Genomic DNA, 12,511 nt, shown 5'->3' with positions numbered 1-12,511 from the left:
CCTCGACAACCAAAGGGGAAACAACAATGCAAGCCTATCTGACATTCAACGGCAACGCCGCCGAAGCACTGGCCTTCTACGCCAAGGCGCTGGGCGGCAAGGTCATTTTCAGCATGACCTTCGGCGAAAGCCCCATGGGTGCTGAAACGCCCGATGCCTACAAAAGCAAGATCATGCACGCCACGCTGGAGGCCCGCGGCCACCAGCTGATGGCTTCCGACATGCCGCCGGGCATGGCGTTCGAAGGCTACAAGGGGTTTTCTCTCTCGGTGCAGGGCAACAACGTGGACGAGGGAAAGAAACTCTTCGACGCGCTGGCCGAGGGCGGCGAGGTCACGATGCCCTACGGCCCGCAGTTCTGGGCCGTCGGCTTCGGCATGCTCACGGACAAGTTCGGGGTGTCGTGGATGGTGAACTGCGAGAAATAATCCGAAGCTGCGCTGTCAGCCGACCGTGGCTGGATCGACATTGGCGCCGCAAACGATCAGGCACACCTTCTCGCCCTCGCGCGGCACGTAGGCGCCGGTTTGCAGCGCTGCCAGCGGCAGTGCGGCGGCGGGTTCCACTGCCAGCTTCAATTCCTTCCACAGCCATTGCTGGGCGGCGCGGATGGATTCGTCGGACAGCAGCAGCGCGTCCTGCACGTATTGCTGGGTAATTTCCCACGAGATGGCGCCAATGCGCCGCGCGCCGAGCGAATCGGCGGCAATTCCGCCCACGTCGACATCGACCGGCTCGCCGGCCTGACGGGCGCGGAACAGCGTCGGCGCCTTTTCGGGCTCCAGCGCCACCACTCGGGCGCGCTGTTCGAACCAGCCGGCCAGGCCGCCGATCAGGCCGCCGCCGCCCACGCTCACCAACACTGAATCGGGCAGGCCGCCCTGCGCTTCGATCTCGACGCCCAGCGTGCCCGCGCCCGCGACCACCTCCGGCTGGTCGTAGGCATGGGTGAGCAAGGCGCCGCTTTCCTTCTGGCGCACGAGGCAGGCGGCCAGCGCGTCTGGGTACAACTCGCCGACGACGACCACCTCGGCACCCAGCGCACGCAGCCGCGCGCGCTTGGCTTCGGGTGAGACGCCGGGCAGGAACACCTGGCAGCGCACGCCCAGCGCCTTGGCCGCCGCCGCGGTGGCAATGCCGGCATTGCCGCCCGAGGCCACGACCACGCCGCTCTCGGGAATGTCGTTGGCCAGCAGGCGGTTCATCATGCCGCGCGCCTTGAAACTGCCGCTCACCTGCATGTGTTCGAGCTTGAGCCACAGTTCCACGCCCGGCACCTCGATGCCGAAAGTGGAGGCCGGCAGCTTCCAGAGCGGGGTTTCGCGCAGGAAATGAGCGGCCCCCTCGCGCAGCCTGCGGGAGGCGCTCTCGGTTTCAAGGCGCCAGTTGGTCGTTTGATTGTTCAAGAGATGTGTCCCGGGGGAGGAATGTCGTCGAGCTTGAGGCCCTTGGGGAGCGGAAACTTGATGGTTTCCTCGATGCCGTCCATCTTGCGGACCGACACCGCGCCAAGCGCCCTCACGCGTTCGATCACCTCGCGCACCAGCACTTCGGGGGCCGAGGCGCCGGCCGTGAGGCCTACCCGGGTCTTGCCCTCGAACCATTCCGGCTTGAGCTCTTCGGCCGAATCGACCATGTAGCTTTCGGTGCCCAGGCGCTGTGCCAGTTCGCGCAGCCGGTTGCTGTTGGAGCTGGTGGGGCTGCCGACCACGATCACCAGGTCGACCTGGGGGCTCAGTATCTTCACCGCGTCCTGGCGGTTCTGGGTGGCGTAGCAGATGTCCTGCTGCTTGGGCTCGCGCACCATCGGAAAGCGCGCACGCACGGCGGCCGCGATTTCGGCGGCATCATCCACGCTGAGCGTGGTTTGCGTTACCACGGCAAGTTTTTCTGTCTGCGCAGGCGAGACCGTTGCCACGTCTTGCACGTCTTCCACCAGGTGAATGCCACTGGAGAGCTGGCCCATGGTGCCCTCGACCTCGGGGTGCCCCTTGTGGCCGATCATGATGAACTCGTAGCCTTCCTTGGCGAGCTTGGCCACCTCGACGTGCACCTTGGTCACCAGCGGGCAGGTGGCGTCGAAAACGTCGAAGCCGCGGTCGCGCGCCTCTTGCTGCACCGCCTTGCTCACGCCATGGGCGCTGAACACCAGCGTGGCACCGGGCGGCACGTCGGCCAGGTCTTCGATGAAGATCGCGCCCTTGGCCTTGAGTTCGTTCACCACATAGGTGTTGTGCACGATCTCGTGGCGCACGTAGATGGGCGCGCCAAACTTGGCCAGCGCGCGCTCGACGATTTCGATGGCGCGGTCCACCCCCGCGCAAAAGCCGCGCGGCTCGGCAAGAACGACTTCTTCGAGGCCCTTGTTCATAGAACTCCGATCAGCCGCACCTCGAAGGTCACGGGCTGCCCGGCCAAGGGGTGGTTGAAGTCGAATCGCACCGCGGTTTCGTTCGATTCGACCACCGCGCCGGCGTAGCTGCCCGAGCCGTCTGGCGTGGGGAATTGCACCACGTCGCCCACTGCATATTGCTCGTCGGGGTCGCCCATCTGGGCCAGCAGCTTCCTGGCCACCCATTGCTGCATTTCGGGGTTGCGCTCGCCAAAAGCCTCGCCGGCGGGCAGCTCGAAGGTGGCGTGCGTGCCCTCTTCCAGGCCCATGAGCCGCTGCTCCATGGCCGGCGAAAGCTCGCCGGTGCCCAGCGACAGGGTCGCGGGCTTGTCGGCGAAAGTGTTGATGATGTCGCCCGCCGGACCGGCCAGCCGGTAATGCAGGGTAAGGAACGAGCCGGAAGTCACGACGTGGGACATGGGTGCAGCGGAGGTAGGCAAAGACAAGGTGGGTGTCCCGATAAACTGGACTGCATTTTAAGGAGCCGGGGCTTCCACTCGCTCTTTCAAGGTTTCACCCAGGTTTTCGATGGCATTCAAGGATCTCCCCGCCCACGCCCGCCCGCGCGAAAAGCTCATCGCGCGAGGCGCCGCCGCGCTGGCCGACGCCGAGCTGCTGGCGTTGCTGCTGCGCACGGGCGTTGCCGGAAAAAACGTGCTCCAGCTCGCCCAGGAGCTGCTCGACCACTTCGGCGGCCTTTCGGGCCTGCTGCAGGCGGGCGCCGAGGACCTGAAGGTGATCAAGGGCATGGGCGGCGACGCCAAGCGCGCCGAGCTCATCGCGGTGCTCGAACTGGCACGCCGCGCCATGGCCGAGCGGCTGAAGGAGCGCGCGGTCTTCGATTCGCCCGGGGCCGTGAAGGAGTATCTGCAGATGCACATCGGCTCGCGCCCGTACGAGGTATTTGCGGTGCTGTTTCTCGATGCGCAGCACCGGCTGATCGTGCTCGAAGAACTGTTTCGCGGAACGCTCGCACAAACGAGCGTCTACCCGCGCGAGGTGGTCATGCGCGCACTGCACCACAACGCCGCGGCCGTGGTGCTTTCGCACAACCACCCGAGCGGCAGCATCGAGCCCTCGCGCGCCGACGAATCGCTGACGCAAACGCTCAGGGCGGCGCTTTCGCTGATCGACGTGCGCGTGCTCGACCACGTGATCGTCAGCGCCGGCCAGAGTTTTTCAATGGCCGAGAAAGGGTTGCTCTGATGGCTTCGCGCACACCCCCCATCAAGAACCTGGCCGACTTGAAGCAGGTGCAGCGCGCGCTGGCCGAAACCCGCGAACGCGAAGCGGCCGCCGCAGCCGCCAAGGCTGCCGCCGAGCGCAAGCGCGCCGCCGAAAAAGACTTGTTCACGCGCGCCATCGGTGCCACTGAGCCGCTTCGCCGCAAGGCGGCCGTGGTGCCGCTCGCGCCGGAACCGCCTGCGCCCATCCCGGTGCAGCACCAGCTCGACGAACAGCGCGTGCTGCGCGAATCGCTTTCCGACGAGTTCGACGTGACGACCTTGCTCGACGTCGACGACGCCATGAGCTTTCGCCGCCCGGGCATCGGCACCGACGTGACCGCGCGGCTGCGCAAGGGCGACTGGAGCATCCAGGCGCAAATCGACCTGCACGGGCTGCGCAGCGATGAAGCGCGCGAGGCGCTCGGCGGGTTCATTCGCAACGCCTACAAGCAGGGCCTGCGCTGCGTGCGCGTGGTGCACGGCAAGGGGCTGGGGTCGCCCGGCAAGCAGCCGGTGCTCAAGACCAAGGCGCAGCGCTGGCTCATCCAGAAGAACGAGGTGCTGGCCTTCGTGCAGGCCAAGCCCGCGGAGGGCGGCGCAGGCGCGCTGGTGGTGCTTTTGGCGCCAGCGCGGCGCTGAGGCTGAATTGCCCGGCGGCTTACGCCAGGTGATTCTTCAGCGGAATGGACGCATCCGCCACCGCCGCTACATCCGGACTGCGCCCCGCTTCGAGCAGCTTGCGGCACATCATGTGATCGACCGGCGCATTGATTGATTCGACGCACACCAGCTGTCCATCCACATAGTGGAACAGCGAGAACGCATCAAGCTTGGGCCCGGCGCGCAGCACGCTTGCCAGCCCCGGCGTGCCTTCGGCCGGCATCAGGCCGACCATCTGCAGCCGCAAGCCGCCCTGGTCCGACCAGAACCACGGCACCACGTCGTGCGGCCGCGCGGCGCCGGTCAGCGTGGCGACGGCCGTGCGCGCCTGGTCGTTCGCGTTCTGCACGGACTCGAGCCGCAACGGGCGGCCCGCACGCCGATCAGGGAAGCGCGTGCAATCGCCGACGGCGAGCACGTCGGCCGCGCTGGTCTGCATGTGGCTGTCGACCACAATGCCGTCCGCGCATTCGATGCCCGCAGCCTGCGCCAACGCGGTTTCAGGAACGGCGCCAATGCCGAGCAGCAGCAGGTCCACCGGCTGCTTCGCGCCGTTGACCTGAATGGACAGCAGCCGGTCGCCTTCGACCTCTAACGCACCGGTGCGCGCACCAAGCACGATCTCGATGCCCGCCGCGCGATGCGTCGCGAGCACATGCGCCGACAGCTCGGGCGACACGGCGCGGCCCAGAAGGCGCGGCGCGCTTTCGATCACCTGCACACGCTTGCCGAGGGCATTGGCGGTGGCCGCCACTTCGAGCCCGATGAAGCCGCCGCCCAGCACTGTGACCTGCTGCGCATCGGCCAGCCGCTCGCGCAGGCGATGCGCCTCGTCGGCGGCGCGCAGGGTTGCGACGTTTTCAAGGCCCGGCTTCAGGTCGGGCATCTGGCGTGCACGCGTGCCGGTGGCCAGCACCAGCCGCTCCCATGGCAGGACAGCGCCCGAACGCAGCGTGACCGTGTGCGCCTCGCGGTCGATGGCCACGGCCGCATCGCCCAGGTGCAGCGTGATGCCGGCTTCGCGGTACCAGTCGGCGGCCTTGTGTGGTTGCCTGGTTTCCTCGGCACTCTTCAGAAAAGCCTTGGAAAGCGGCGGCCGGTGGTATGGCTCGCAGGCCTCCTCGCAAACCAGGTGCACGCGCGCGCCCTGCCCGGCTTCCACCAGGCCCGCGCAAAGCTGGGCCGCGGCATGGCCGCCGCCGATGATGACGATTGAATTCATTGAAGAGAGTCTCTTTCGGAGTCGTTGTCTGTCTTATTGCTCGCCGCGGTTTCGCATCCAGTCAGCTGTCTGGAAGAACGAATCGCGCAACCTGGCGCGCAACCCCTCGGGCACACCCGTTTCACCCATCGCCTGGTCCATGCAGGCCAGCCACTGGTCGCGCTCCTTGATGCCGATGCTGTGCCCGCCAATGCTCTGCGGCAAATGGCGCGCGCGCAGCATCGGATGCCCGAAGCGGTCGGTGTAGTGCTGCGGGCCGCCGAGCCAGCCGCACAGGAACCAGAAGAGGCGCTGGCGCGCGTTGTCCAGGCTGGTGCCGTGCACCGCGCGCAGTTGCGCATAGACGGGCTCGAGCTCCATCAGGTCGTAGAACCGGTCGACCAGCGCCTGAACCTTGGGTTCGCCGCCGATCCATTCGAAGGGGGTGTCGACGGGGGGCTTTTCGTGAATCTGCATGGCGGGAGTATCCCTCCAGCAGCCTCCCCGGCCCGCACGCCGGCTGAATTCTCGCGATTCCAGTACCGGCATCAGGACCATTCGGGCACCCATATGTATATGTCGATTGAGGATTTAATAATCCACGGTTTTATTGATATGGTCCGGTCCTTGTTTTCCAAGAAGGAGAAGAACATGCGCTTGAACTTCATCGCCGCGGCCCTCGCCGCTTCCGCCCTCTTCACGGGCATTGCGGCCCAGGCGGACCAGCTTGCCGACATCAAGAAAAAAGGGGAGCTCGTGGTGGGCGTGCTCGGCACCGACGAGCCTGCGACCTTCATCGACCCGAAGACGCGCCAGATCGTCGGTTATGAAGTCGACCTGGTGAACGCAATTGCCAGGAAGATCGGCGTGAAGCCGGTGCTCAAGCAGATTGCCGTGGCCGCGCGCATTCCTGAACTGCAGCAGGGCCACGTCGACCTGGTGGCTGCGGGCCTCACGCACAACAAGGAGCGCGAGGCGCAGATCGACTTTTCTCTGACCACCTTCGTCACCGGCCAGAAGGCCATCGTGAAGAAGGACAGCGGCATTACCGACGTGCCGCAGTTGGCCGGCAAGAAGGTGCTGACCATTCGTGGCGGCACGCAGGAGCCGAACATCCGCAAGGCCGTGCCCACCGCTGAGGTGGTGACCTTCGACACCAGCCAGCAGGCCTTCCAGGCGCTGCAGCAGGGCAAGGGCGTGGGCTATGTGGACGACGAGGCCGCTCTGCTGCGCAGCTATGCCAAGCTCGGCCCGCAGAAGGCCAAATACGTGGTGCTCAAGCAGAACCTGAGCACCGAGGCGCTGGCCATCGGCATCAAGAAGGGCGAGAGCGGCCTGAAAGCGGTGGTGGACGAGACGCTGCGCGAGCTCGAGAAGTCCGGCGAGGCGCAGAAGATCTTCGTCAAGTGGTACGGGCCGAATACGGCATCGGGCTTCCAGACGCGGGACTTCAAGCTCGAGAGCGACAAGATCGACTGAGTCCGCGTTTCTCCTTCCCCTTCCGGGGGAAGGCAGGGATGGGGGCTGACAGCTTTCGCACAAGCGCGACGCATTCTGCGCCGTCGCGCCCCCATCCCAACCCTCCCCCAGCGGGGGAGGGAGCCAATCCCTCCCGCGGCGGTGATACTGTCGCCCCTCATGCCCCTGTTCGACTATTCGCTGCTGCTCACCGGCCAGTACCACGACATGCTGGTCGCGGGCCTGCTGCTCTCGCTGCAGCTGCTGGCGGCCTCTTTGCTGCTCGCCTTGCCCATCGCGCTGGTGGTGGCGCTGCTGCGCCTTTCGCCCGTCGCACCGCTGCGCTGGCTCGGCTTTGCGTACGTGGAGTCGATCCGCAACATTCCGCTGCTCGCGCACATGCTGTTCTGGTACTTCGGTGCGCCCGAGCTGCTGCCCGAGGGCATCAAGCAATGGCTGTATGCGGGCCACATCGAGGCCTACAGCGCCATCATTGCGCTGGCGCTCTACACGGCCGCCTTCATGGCGGAAGACATCCGCAGCGGCATCCGCGCGATTCCCACTGTGCAGTTCGAGGCCGGCCGCGCGCTGGGCTTCGGCTTCATGGGCACCATGCGCCGCGTGGTGCTGCCGCAGGCGCTGCGCGTGACGGTGCCGCCGCTCATCTCGCAGACGCTGAGCCTCTGGAAGAACACTTCGATCGCCACAGTGATCGGCGTGGCCGAGCTGATGTACCAGGCCGGGCAGGTCGAGAGCGCAACCTTCCGCAGCTTCGAGTCGTTCGCGTTTGCAAGCGCGGCGTACCTGACGGTGTCGCTCGCCATCACCGGGCTGGCCACTTGGTACCACCACCGCTTTCCGGTAAGAACCATCTAGAGCGGCCGGCCAGATGCTCGAGATCATCAACGACTACTGGGTGTACTTCCTCATCGGGCAGTACCCGAACGGGCCGCTCGGTGGGCTGGTGCTCACGCTGCTGCTCGCGTCCTGCGGGCTGGTGCTCGCGCTGCCGCTGGGCATTGTGCTCGGCCTGGCACGCGTGAGCCCTTGGCGCTGGCTGCGCTGGCCGGTGACGGGCTTCGTCTTCGTGGTGCGCGGCTTGCCGTTGCTGATGGTTATCTTCTGGGCCTACTTCTTCCTGCCCAGCGTCACGGGCGTGAAGACCGACCAGTTCATCACCATGCTGATCGCGCTCGTGATTTTCGATGCGGCCTACCTGGCCGAGATCGTGCGCGCCGGCATCCAGGGCCTGCCGCGCGGGCAGATGGAAACGGCGCGCGCGCTGGGCCTGGGCTACGGCAGGGCGATGCGGCTGGTGGTGCTGCCGCAGGCTCTGCGCAGCATGCTGCCCTCGCTGGTGAACCAGTTCGTCTCGACCATCAAGGAAACTTCGCTCGGCTACATCATCGGCCTGGCCGAGGTGTCGTTCATCGCGACGCAGATCAACACGCAGGTGTTCACCAAGCCGGCCCAGATCTACCTGATCCTGGGCGGGACCTATTTCATTCTCTGCTTCGGGCTTTCGCGCTTCGCCTACTGGCTGGAGCGCCGCCTCGCGCGGCGCGGCATGTCCGTGGCCGACCCCGCCACGGCTCCCAAGGTGTCCGCATGATCGAACTCCAGAACGTCAACAAGTGGTATGGCAGCTACCAAGCCCTGGTCGACATCAACGAAACCATCCACAAGGGCGAAGTGGTCGTCGTCTGCGGCCCCTCGGGGTCGGGCAAGTCGACGCTGATCCGCACTTTCAACCGGCTGGAGCCGATCCAGTCGGGCCGCATCCTCATCGAGGGCAAGGACATCCATGCGCCCGGCACCGATGTGAATGCGTTCCGCTCGCGCATCGGCTTCGTGTTCCAGCAGTTCAACCTGTTTCCGCATCTCACGGTGCTGCAGAACTGCACGATGGCGCCGATGCAACTTCGCGGGCTTACGCGCAAGGAAGCCGACGAGCGCGCGATGGCGCTGCTGCAGCGCGTAGGCCTGGCGCACAAGGCGAATGCTTGGCCCGGCGAACTCTCGGGCGGCCAGCAGCAGCGCGTGGCCATTGCACGTGCGCTCGCCATGCAGCCGCCGCTGATGCTGTTCGACGAGCCCACCAGCGCACTCGACCCCGAGATGGTGGGCGAAGTGCTGCTGGTGATGCGCGACCTCACGCGTGACGGCATGACCATGGTCTGCGTCACGCACGAGATGGGCTTTGCCCGCGAGGTGGCCGACCGCGTGCTGTTCATGGACGAAGGCAAGGTGCTCGAGCGCGCCACGCCCGACGACTTTTTCAACCGGCCGCAGCACCCCCGCGCGCAGCAGTTTCTTTCGGACATCCGCTCGCCCTTCGCGCGCGGCGCGTGACACGCTCCCTTCGACCATGACCGACTCACAAGAACTTCCGGTAATCGATGTCACCCCGCTCGTGTCCGGCACGCCCGAACGCAGCGGCGTGGCCGCGCAGATCGGCGCCGCGTGCCGTGCGCACGGCTTCTTCTATGTCACAGGCCATGGCGTCGACCCTGCATTGGTGCAGCAGCTCGAAGTGCTGAGCCACCGCTTTTTCGAGTTGCCCGAAGAAACCAAGATGCAATGGCGCATGGCCCTGGGCGGGCGCGCCTGGCGCGGCTTCTTTCCGCTGGGCGGTGAGCTGACCTCCGGCCGGCCCGACTGGAAGGAAGGCCTCTACCTGGGCACCGAGTTGCCCGCCACACACCCGCTGGTGTTGGCGAAAACGCCGGTGCACGGGCCGAACCTCTTTCCCGACGTGCCGGGATTTCGCGAAACCATCCTCGACTACATGGCGGCCGTCACGCAGCTGGGCCATCGGTTGATGGAAGGCATCGCGCTGAGCCTGGGCCTGCCGGCCACGTATTTCGCCGAGCGCTACACCGCTGACCCACTGATCCTGTTCCGCCTGTTCAACTACCCCTCGCAGCCCGTGCCCGAAGGCCTGGACGTGCAATGGGGCGTGGGCGAGCACACCGACTACGGCCTGCTCACCATCCTGCACCAGGACAACGTCGGCGGCCTCGCGGTGCATACGCCGGGCGGCTGGATCGATGCGCCGCCGATTCCCGGCTCGTTCGTCTGCAACATCGGCGACATGCTCGACCGCATGACGGGCGGGCTCTACAAATCGACCCCGCACCGGGTGAAGCGCAACACCTCGGGGCGCGACCGGCTTTCGTTTCCGCTGTTCTTCGATCCGAACTTCGAGGCCCGCGTGCAGCGCATCGAAGGGCTGCAGGGTGCCGAGGCGCGCGACGACAGTGCCGAGCGCTGGGACCGCGCCAACGTGCACGCCTTCAGCGGCCGCTATGGCGACTACCTGCTCGCGAAGGTGTCGAAGGTGTTCCCGCAGCTGCGCGACGAAGTGCTCTGACCCCCGGGTCAGGCAAGCTTCTGTGCCGGGGCGGGAAACCACAGCGGCACATGCGCCATGGCGTCGTGCAGCGAATCGAGCACATGAAACGCCTGCCCGATGATCGGCTCCGGCGGGTGCTTGAGGTCCGGCACGATGACGACCCTGAGGCCCGCAGCCAGCGCCGCCTTCGCGCCGTTCTCGCTGTCTTCGAAGGCCACGCACTCCGCCGGGTCTACACCCAGGCGCTCCGCCGCAAGCAGGTACAGCGCCGGGTCGGGCTTGGCGCGTGTCACCTCATCGCCGCCCGCGAAGGCCTCGAAGTGATGAAGCACGTCGAGGCTACCCAGGCAGGCCGCGATCTGGCCGCGCGTGGACGAAGAGGCAACCGCGCAGCGTGTGCCGCGTCCGCGCAAGGCGGTGAGCAACTCGGCCGCGCCGGGCTTGATGGGGAAGAGCGGCCGGATGTCGCCGTCGGCGCGCTGCAACTGCAGCGCGGCGGTCACTTGCGATGCCGCATGCTGGTAAGCGGCTGCGCCACCGAGCAGCGCAGCAAGGATCTGCTTCGACTCAGCCATGGCCAGCCCCACGCATTGCAGGTACTGGGCGTGCGAAAGCTCGATGTCGAGCGTGCGGGCTGCTTCGATCCAGGCGGCCATGATGGGCCGCTCCGAATCGATGAGCAGCCCGTCCATGTCGAAAATTGCGGCGGCGAACATGCGCCGAATCCTAAGCCAGCCGGCGCCGCGGCGTCTGAAACGGAAAAGGGGCCGACCGGCCCCTTCTTCGAACACCCGCTTCGGCGCTGATCAGTCCCGCACCAGCGCCCGGTTGAGGCCCAGCGCCGCCAGCGTGCCGACTGCACCGGACAGCAGATAGACGCTGACATACGCCAGCCCGAAATTCGCCGACAAGCCGAGCGCCACCAGCGGCGCAAAAGCCGCACCGATGAGCCAGGCCAAGTCAGCCGTGAGCGCGGCGCCGGTGTAGCGGTACTTGGGTTCGAAGTTCGAGGTCACCGCCCCGGCGGCCTGGCCGTAGGAGAGGCCAAGCAGCACGAAGCCCAGCAAGATGAAGATGTCCTGCCCGATGCGGCCACCGTCGAGCAGCGTGGGCGCGAAGCCGCTGAAAACAGCAATCATCGCCGCCAGCCCGCCCAGCGTAAACCGTCGCCCCACGCGGTCGGCAATGAGTCCCGAGGCCACGATGCCGCCGGCGCAGAATGCCGCGCCGATCATCTGCACCACCAGGAATTCGGTAATCGACTGGTCCGAGTACAGCGTGATCCACGACAGCGGGAACACCGTGATCAGGTGGAACAGCGCATAGCTGGCCAGCGCGGCGAACGCGCCGATGAGCAGGTTGGCGCCCTGCGAGCGGGTCAGCTCGACCACGCTGGTGGGCTGCAGTTCGCGCTCTTCGAGCAGGCGCGAATACTCTTCGGTGGCCACCAGCCGCAGGCGCGCGAAGAGCGCCACCACGTTGATTGCGAACGCGACGTAGAAGGTATAGCGCCAGCCCCAATCGAGAAAGTCCTTGAGCGCCAGGCTGCCATAGAGGTAGGCGAAAAGTGCGCTGGCTACAAAAAAACCGAGCGGTGCGCCCAGCTGGCCGAGCATGGCGTACCAGCCGCGGCGGTTCTGCGGCGCATTGAGCGCCAGCAGCGAAGGCAGCCCGTCCCACGAGCCGCCGAGCGCCAAGCCCTGTGCAAAGCGGAACACCGACAGCAGCACGATGGACGTGAACCCGATGCTCGCGTACCCCGGCAAGAAGGCGATGCCCGCGGTGGAGGTTCCCAGCAGGAACAGCGCAATGGTCAGCTTGGCCTCTCGCCCGAACCGCCTCTGGATGGCCATTGAAATGACGGTGCCGAACGGCCGCGCAATGAAGGCGAACGAAAAAACCACGAAGGCGTAGAGGGTTCCTTCGAGGCGCGCCTCGAATGGAAAGAAAACCGACGGAAATACCAGCACCGACGCGATGCCGTAGACGAAGAAATCGAAGTATTCCGATGCCCGCCCGATGATCACGCCGACGGCGATCTCGCCCGGCGCAATGTGGGAATGCCCGTCGCCCTGCCGGGCGTCGTTTTCGGACGTGTTCGGCGCCGGCGGTGCGCCTTGCGGAAGGATGCTGGACGTCGTCGTCATTGCGTTTTGTAATTCGGGTGTCACGTGCAGTGACAAAGGTAGACCATGAACAGGGAGGCTCCAAGCGTCTCA

The 12,511-nt window shown here is 66.1% G+C and carries 15 protein-coding genes; 8 read left to right on the top strand and 7 right to left on the bottom strand.

Going from position 1 to position 12,511, the window contains the following annotated elements:
- The first annotated feature begins 26 nt into the window (after positions 1–26).
- A complete protein-coding gene (locus tag QHG62_RS14150; protein ID WP_281151456.1) occupies positions 27–428 on the top strand; it encodes a VOC family protein in 402 nt (133 codons plus the stop codon).
- A gap of 15 nt (positions 429–443) precedes the next feature.
- Here QHG62_RS14150 and QHG62_RS14145 read toward each other — a convergent pair whose 3' ends face one another.
- From QHG62_RS14145 to QHG62_RS14135, 3 genes are read right to left on the bottom strand one after another with little or no spacing between them, the layout of a single operon-like run.
- Complete coding sequence (locus QHG62_RS14145; RefSeq protein WP_281151454.1) at positions 444–1,406, bottom strand: threonine/serine dehydratase; 963 nt, start codon at positions 1,404–1,406, stop codon at positions 444–446.
- On the bottom strand, positions 1,403–2,371 hold the full coding sequence (gene ispH / locus QHG62_RS14140; protein WP_281151453.1) for a 4-hydroxy-3-methylbut-2-enyl diphosphate reductase: 969 nt from the start codon (positions 2,369–2,371) through the stop codon (positions 1,403–1,405). Before ispH ends, QHG62_RS14145 begins: the two co-directional genes overlap by 4 nt.
- The gene (locus QHG62_RS14135) at positions 2,368–2,811 is read right to left on the bottom strand and encodes an FKBP-type peptidyl-prolyl cis-trans isomerase (RefSeq protein ID WP_258501960.1); all 444 of its coding nucleotides are present in this window, start codon (positions 2,809–2,811) and stop codon (positions 2,368–2,370) included. The genes ispH and QHG62_RS14135 overlap by 4 nt, the downstream gene beginning before the upstream one ends.
- Positions 2,812–2,920: 109 nt before the next feature.
- On the opposite strand from QHG62_RS14135, the gene radC reads away from it, so the two are divergent.
- Both radC and QHG62_RS14125 read left to right on the top strand, forming a co-directional pair.
- Positions 2,921–3,598, top strand: a complete 678-nt coding sequence (gene radC, locus QHG62_RS14130) for a RadC family protein (RefSeq protein ID WP_281151451.1) — start codon at positions 2,921–2,923, stop codon at positions 3,596–3,598.
- Entirely contained in the window at positions 3,598–4,257 is a 660-nt protein-coding gene (locus QHG62_RS14125; protein WP_258501962.1) for a Smr/MutS family protein, read from the top strand. The genes radC and QHG62_RS14125 overlap by 1 nt, the downstream gene beginning before the upstream one ends.
- A gap of 19 nt (positions 4,258–4,276) precedes the next feature.
- Here the strand turns inward: QHG62_RS14125 and QHG62_RS14120 are convergent, their stop codons facing one another.
- Positions 4,277–5,500 (bottom strand): NAD(P)/FAD-dependent oxidoreductase, encoded by a 1,224-nt coding sequence (locus QHG62_RS14120; protein ID WP_281151450.1) that lies wholly within the window; start codon positions 5,498–5,500, stop codon positions 4,277–4,279.
- A gap of 33 nt (positions 5,501–5,533) precedes the next feature.
- Complete coding sequence (locus tag QHG62_RS14115; RefSeq protein WP_281151449.1) at positions 5,534–5,956, bottom strand: group II truncated hemoglobin; 423 nt, start codon at positions 5,954–5,956, stop codon at positions 5,534–5,536.
- Between the two features lie 174 nt (positions 5,957–6,130).
- On the opposite strand from QHG62_RS14115, the gene QHG62_RS14110 reads away from it, so the two are divergent.
- The 5 genes from QHG62_RS14110 to QHG62_RS14090 all read left to right on the top strand — a co-directional run bounded on the left by QHG62_RS14110 (position 6,131) and on the right by QHG62_RS14090 (position 10,310).
- Positions 6,131–6,958 (top strand): ABC transporter substrate-binding protein, encoded by an 828-nt coding sequence (locus QHG62_RS14110; protein WP_281151448.1) that lies wholly within the window; start codon positions 6,131–6,133, stop codon positions 6,956–6,958.
- A gap of 159 nt (positions 6,959–7,117) precedes the next feature.
- On the top strand, positions 7,118–7,813 hold the full coding sequence (locus QHG62_RS14105) for an amino acid ABC transporter permease (protein WP_281151447.1): 696 nt from the start codon (positions 7,118–7,120) through the stop codon (positions 7,811–7,813).
- A gap of 13 nt (positions 7,814–7,826) precedes the next feature.
- Complete coding sequence (locus tag QHG62_RS14100; protein ID WP_281151446.1) at positions 7,827–8,549, top strand: amino acid ABC transporter permease; 723 nt, start codon at positions 7,827–7,829, stop codon at positions 8,547–8,549.
- The gene (locus tag QHG62_RS14095; protein WP_281151445.1) at positions 8,546–9,289 is read left to right on the top strand and encodes an amino acid ABC transporter ATP-binding protein; all 744 of its coding nucleotides are present in this window, start codon (positions 8,546–8,548) and stop codon (positions 9,287–9,289) included. The genes QHG62_RS14100 and QHG62_RS14095 overlap by 4 nt, the downstream gene beginning before the upstream one ends.
- A 16-nt stretch (positions 9,290–9,305) precedes the next feature.
- A complete protein-coding gene (locus QHG62_RS14090) occupies positions 9,306–10,310 on the top strand; it encodes an isopenicillin N synthase family dioxygenase (RefSeq protein ID WP_281151444.1) in 1,005 nt (334 codons plus the stop codon).
- Between the two features lie 8 nt (positions 10,311–10,318).
- Here QHG62_RS14090 and QHG62_RS14085 read toward each other — a convergent pair whose 3' ends face one another.
- Both QHG62_RS14085 and QHG62_RS14080 read right to left on the bottom strand, forming a co-directional pair.
- A complete protein-coding gene (locus QHG62_RS14085; RefSeq protein WP_281151443.1) occupies positions 10,319–11,008 on the bottom strand; it encodes an HAD family hydrolase in 690 nt (229 codons plus the stop codon).
- 90 nt (positions 11,009–11,098) lie between these two features.
- Positions 11,099–12,439 (bottom strand): MFS transporter, encoded by a 1,341-nt coding sequence (locus QHG62_RS14080; protein ID WP_281151442.1) that lies wholly within the window; start codon positions 12,437–12,439, stop codon positions 11,099–11,101.
- Between the last annotated feature and the right edge of the window lie 72 nt (positions 12,440–12,511).

The organism is Variovorax paradoxus (genome assembly GCF_029919115.1).
GTDB lineage: Bacteria > Pseudomonadota > Gammaproteobacteria > Burkholderiales > Burkholderiaceae_C > Variovorax > Variovorax paradoxus_O.
Note: the sequence above shows the minus strand (reverse complement) of the source record. Positions and strands in the feature narration are given on the sequence as shown.

Coding starts and splice junctions, on each gene's coding strand:
- QHG62_RS14150 (WP_281151456.1), top strand. CDS start 27: ATGCAAGCCTATCTGACATTCAACGGCAACGCCGCCGAAGCACTGGCC.
- ispH (WP_281151453.1), bottom strand. CDS start 2,371: ATGAACAAGGGCCTCGAAGAAGTCGTTCTTGCCGAGCCGCGCGGCTTT.
- QHG62_RS14135 (WP_258501960.1), bottom strand. CDS start 2,811: ATGTCCCACGTCGTGACTTCCGGCTCGTTCCTTACCCTGCATTACCGG.
- radC (WP_281151451.1), top strand. CDS start 2,921: ATGGCATTCAAGGATCTCCCCGCCCACGCCCGCCCGCGCGAAAAGCTC.
- QHG62_RS14125 (WP_258501962.1), top strand. CDS start 3,598: ATGGCTTCGCGCACACCCCCCATCAAGAACCTGGCCGACTTGAAGCAG.
- QHG62_RS14120 (WP_281151450.1), bottom strand. CDS start 5,500: ATGAATTCAATCGTCATCATCGGCGGCGGCCATGCCGCGGCCCAGCTT.
- QHG62_RS14115 (WP_281151449.1), bottom strand. CDS start 5,956: ATGCAGATTCACGAAAAGCCCCCCGTCGACACCCCCTTCGAATGGATC.
- QHG62_RS14110 (WP_281151448.1), top strand. CDS start 6,131: ATGCGCTTGAACTTCATCGCCGCGGCCCTCGCCGCTTCCGCCCTCTTC.
- QHG62_RS14105 (WP_281151447.1), top strand. CDS start 7,118: ATGCCCCTGTTCGACTATTCGCTGCTGCTCACCGGCCAGTACCACGAC.
- QHG62_RS14100 (WP_281151446.1), top strand. CDS start 7,827: ATGCTCGAGATCATCAACGACTACTGGGTGTACTTCCTCATCGGGCAG.
- QHG62_RS14095 (WP_281151445.1), top strand. CDS start 8,546: ATGATCGAACTCCAGAACGTCAACAAGTGGTATGGCAGCTACCAAGCC.
- QHG62_RS14090 (WP_281151444.1), top strand. CDS start 9,306: ATGACCGACTCACAAGAACTTCCGGTAATCGATGTCACCCCGCTCGTG.
- QHG62_RS14085 (WP_281151443.1), bottom strand. CDS start 11,008: ATGTTCGCCGCCGCAATTTTCGACATGGACGGGCTGCTCATCGATTCG.
- QHG62_RS14080 (WP_281151442.1), bottom strand. CDS start 12,439: ATGACGACGACGTCCAGCATCCTTCCGCAAGGCGCACCGCCGGCGCCG.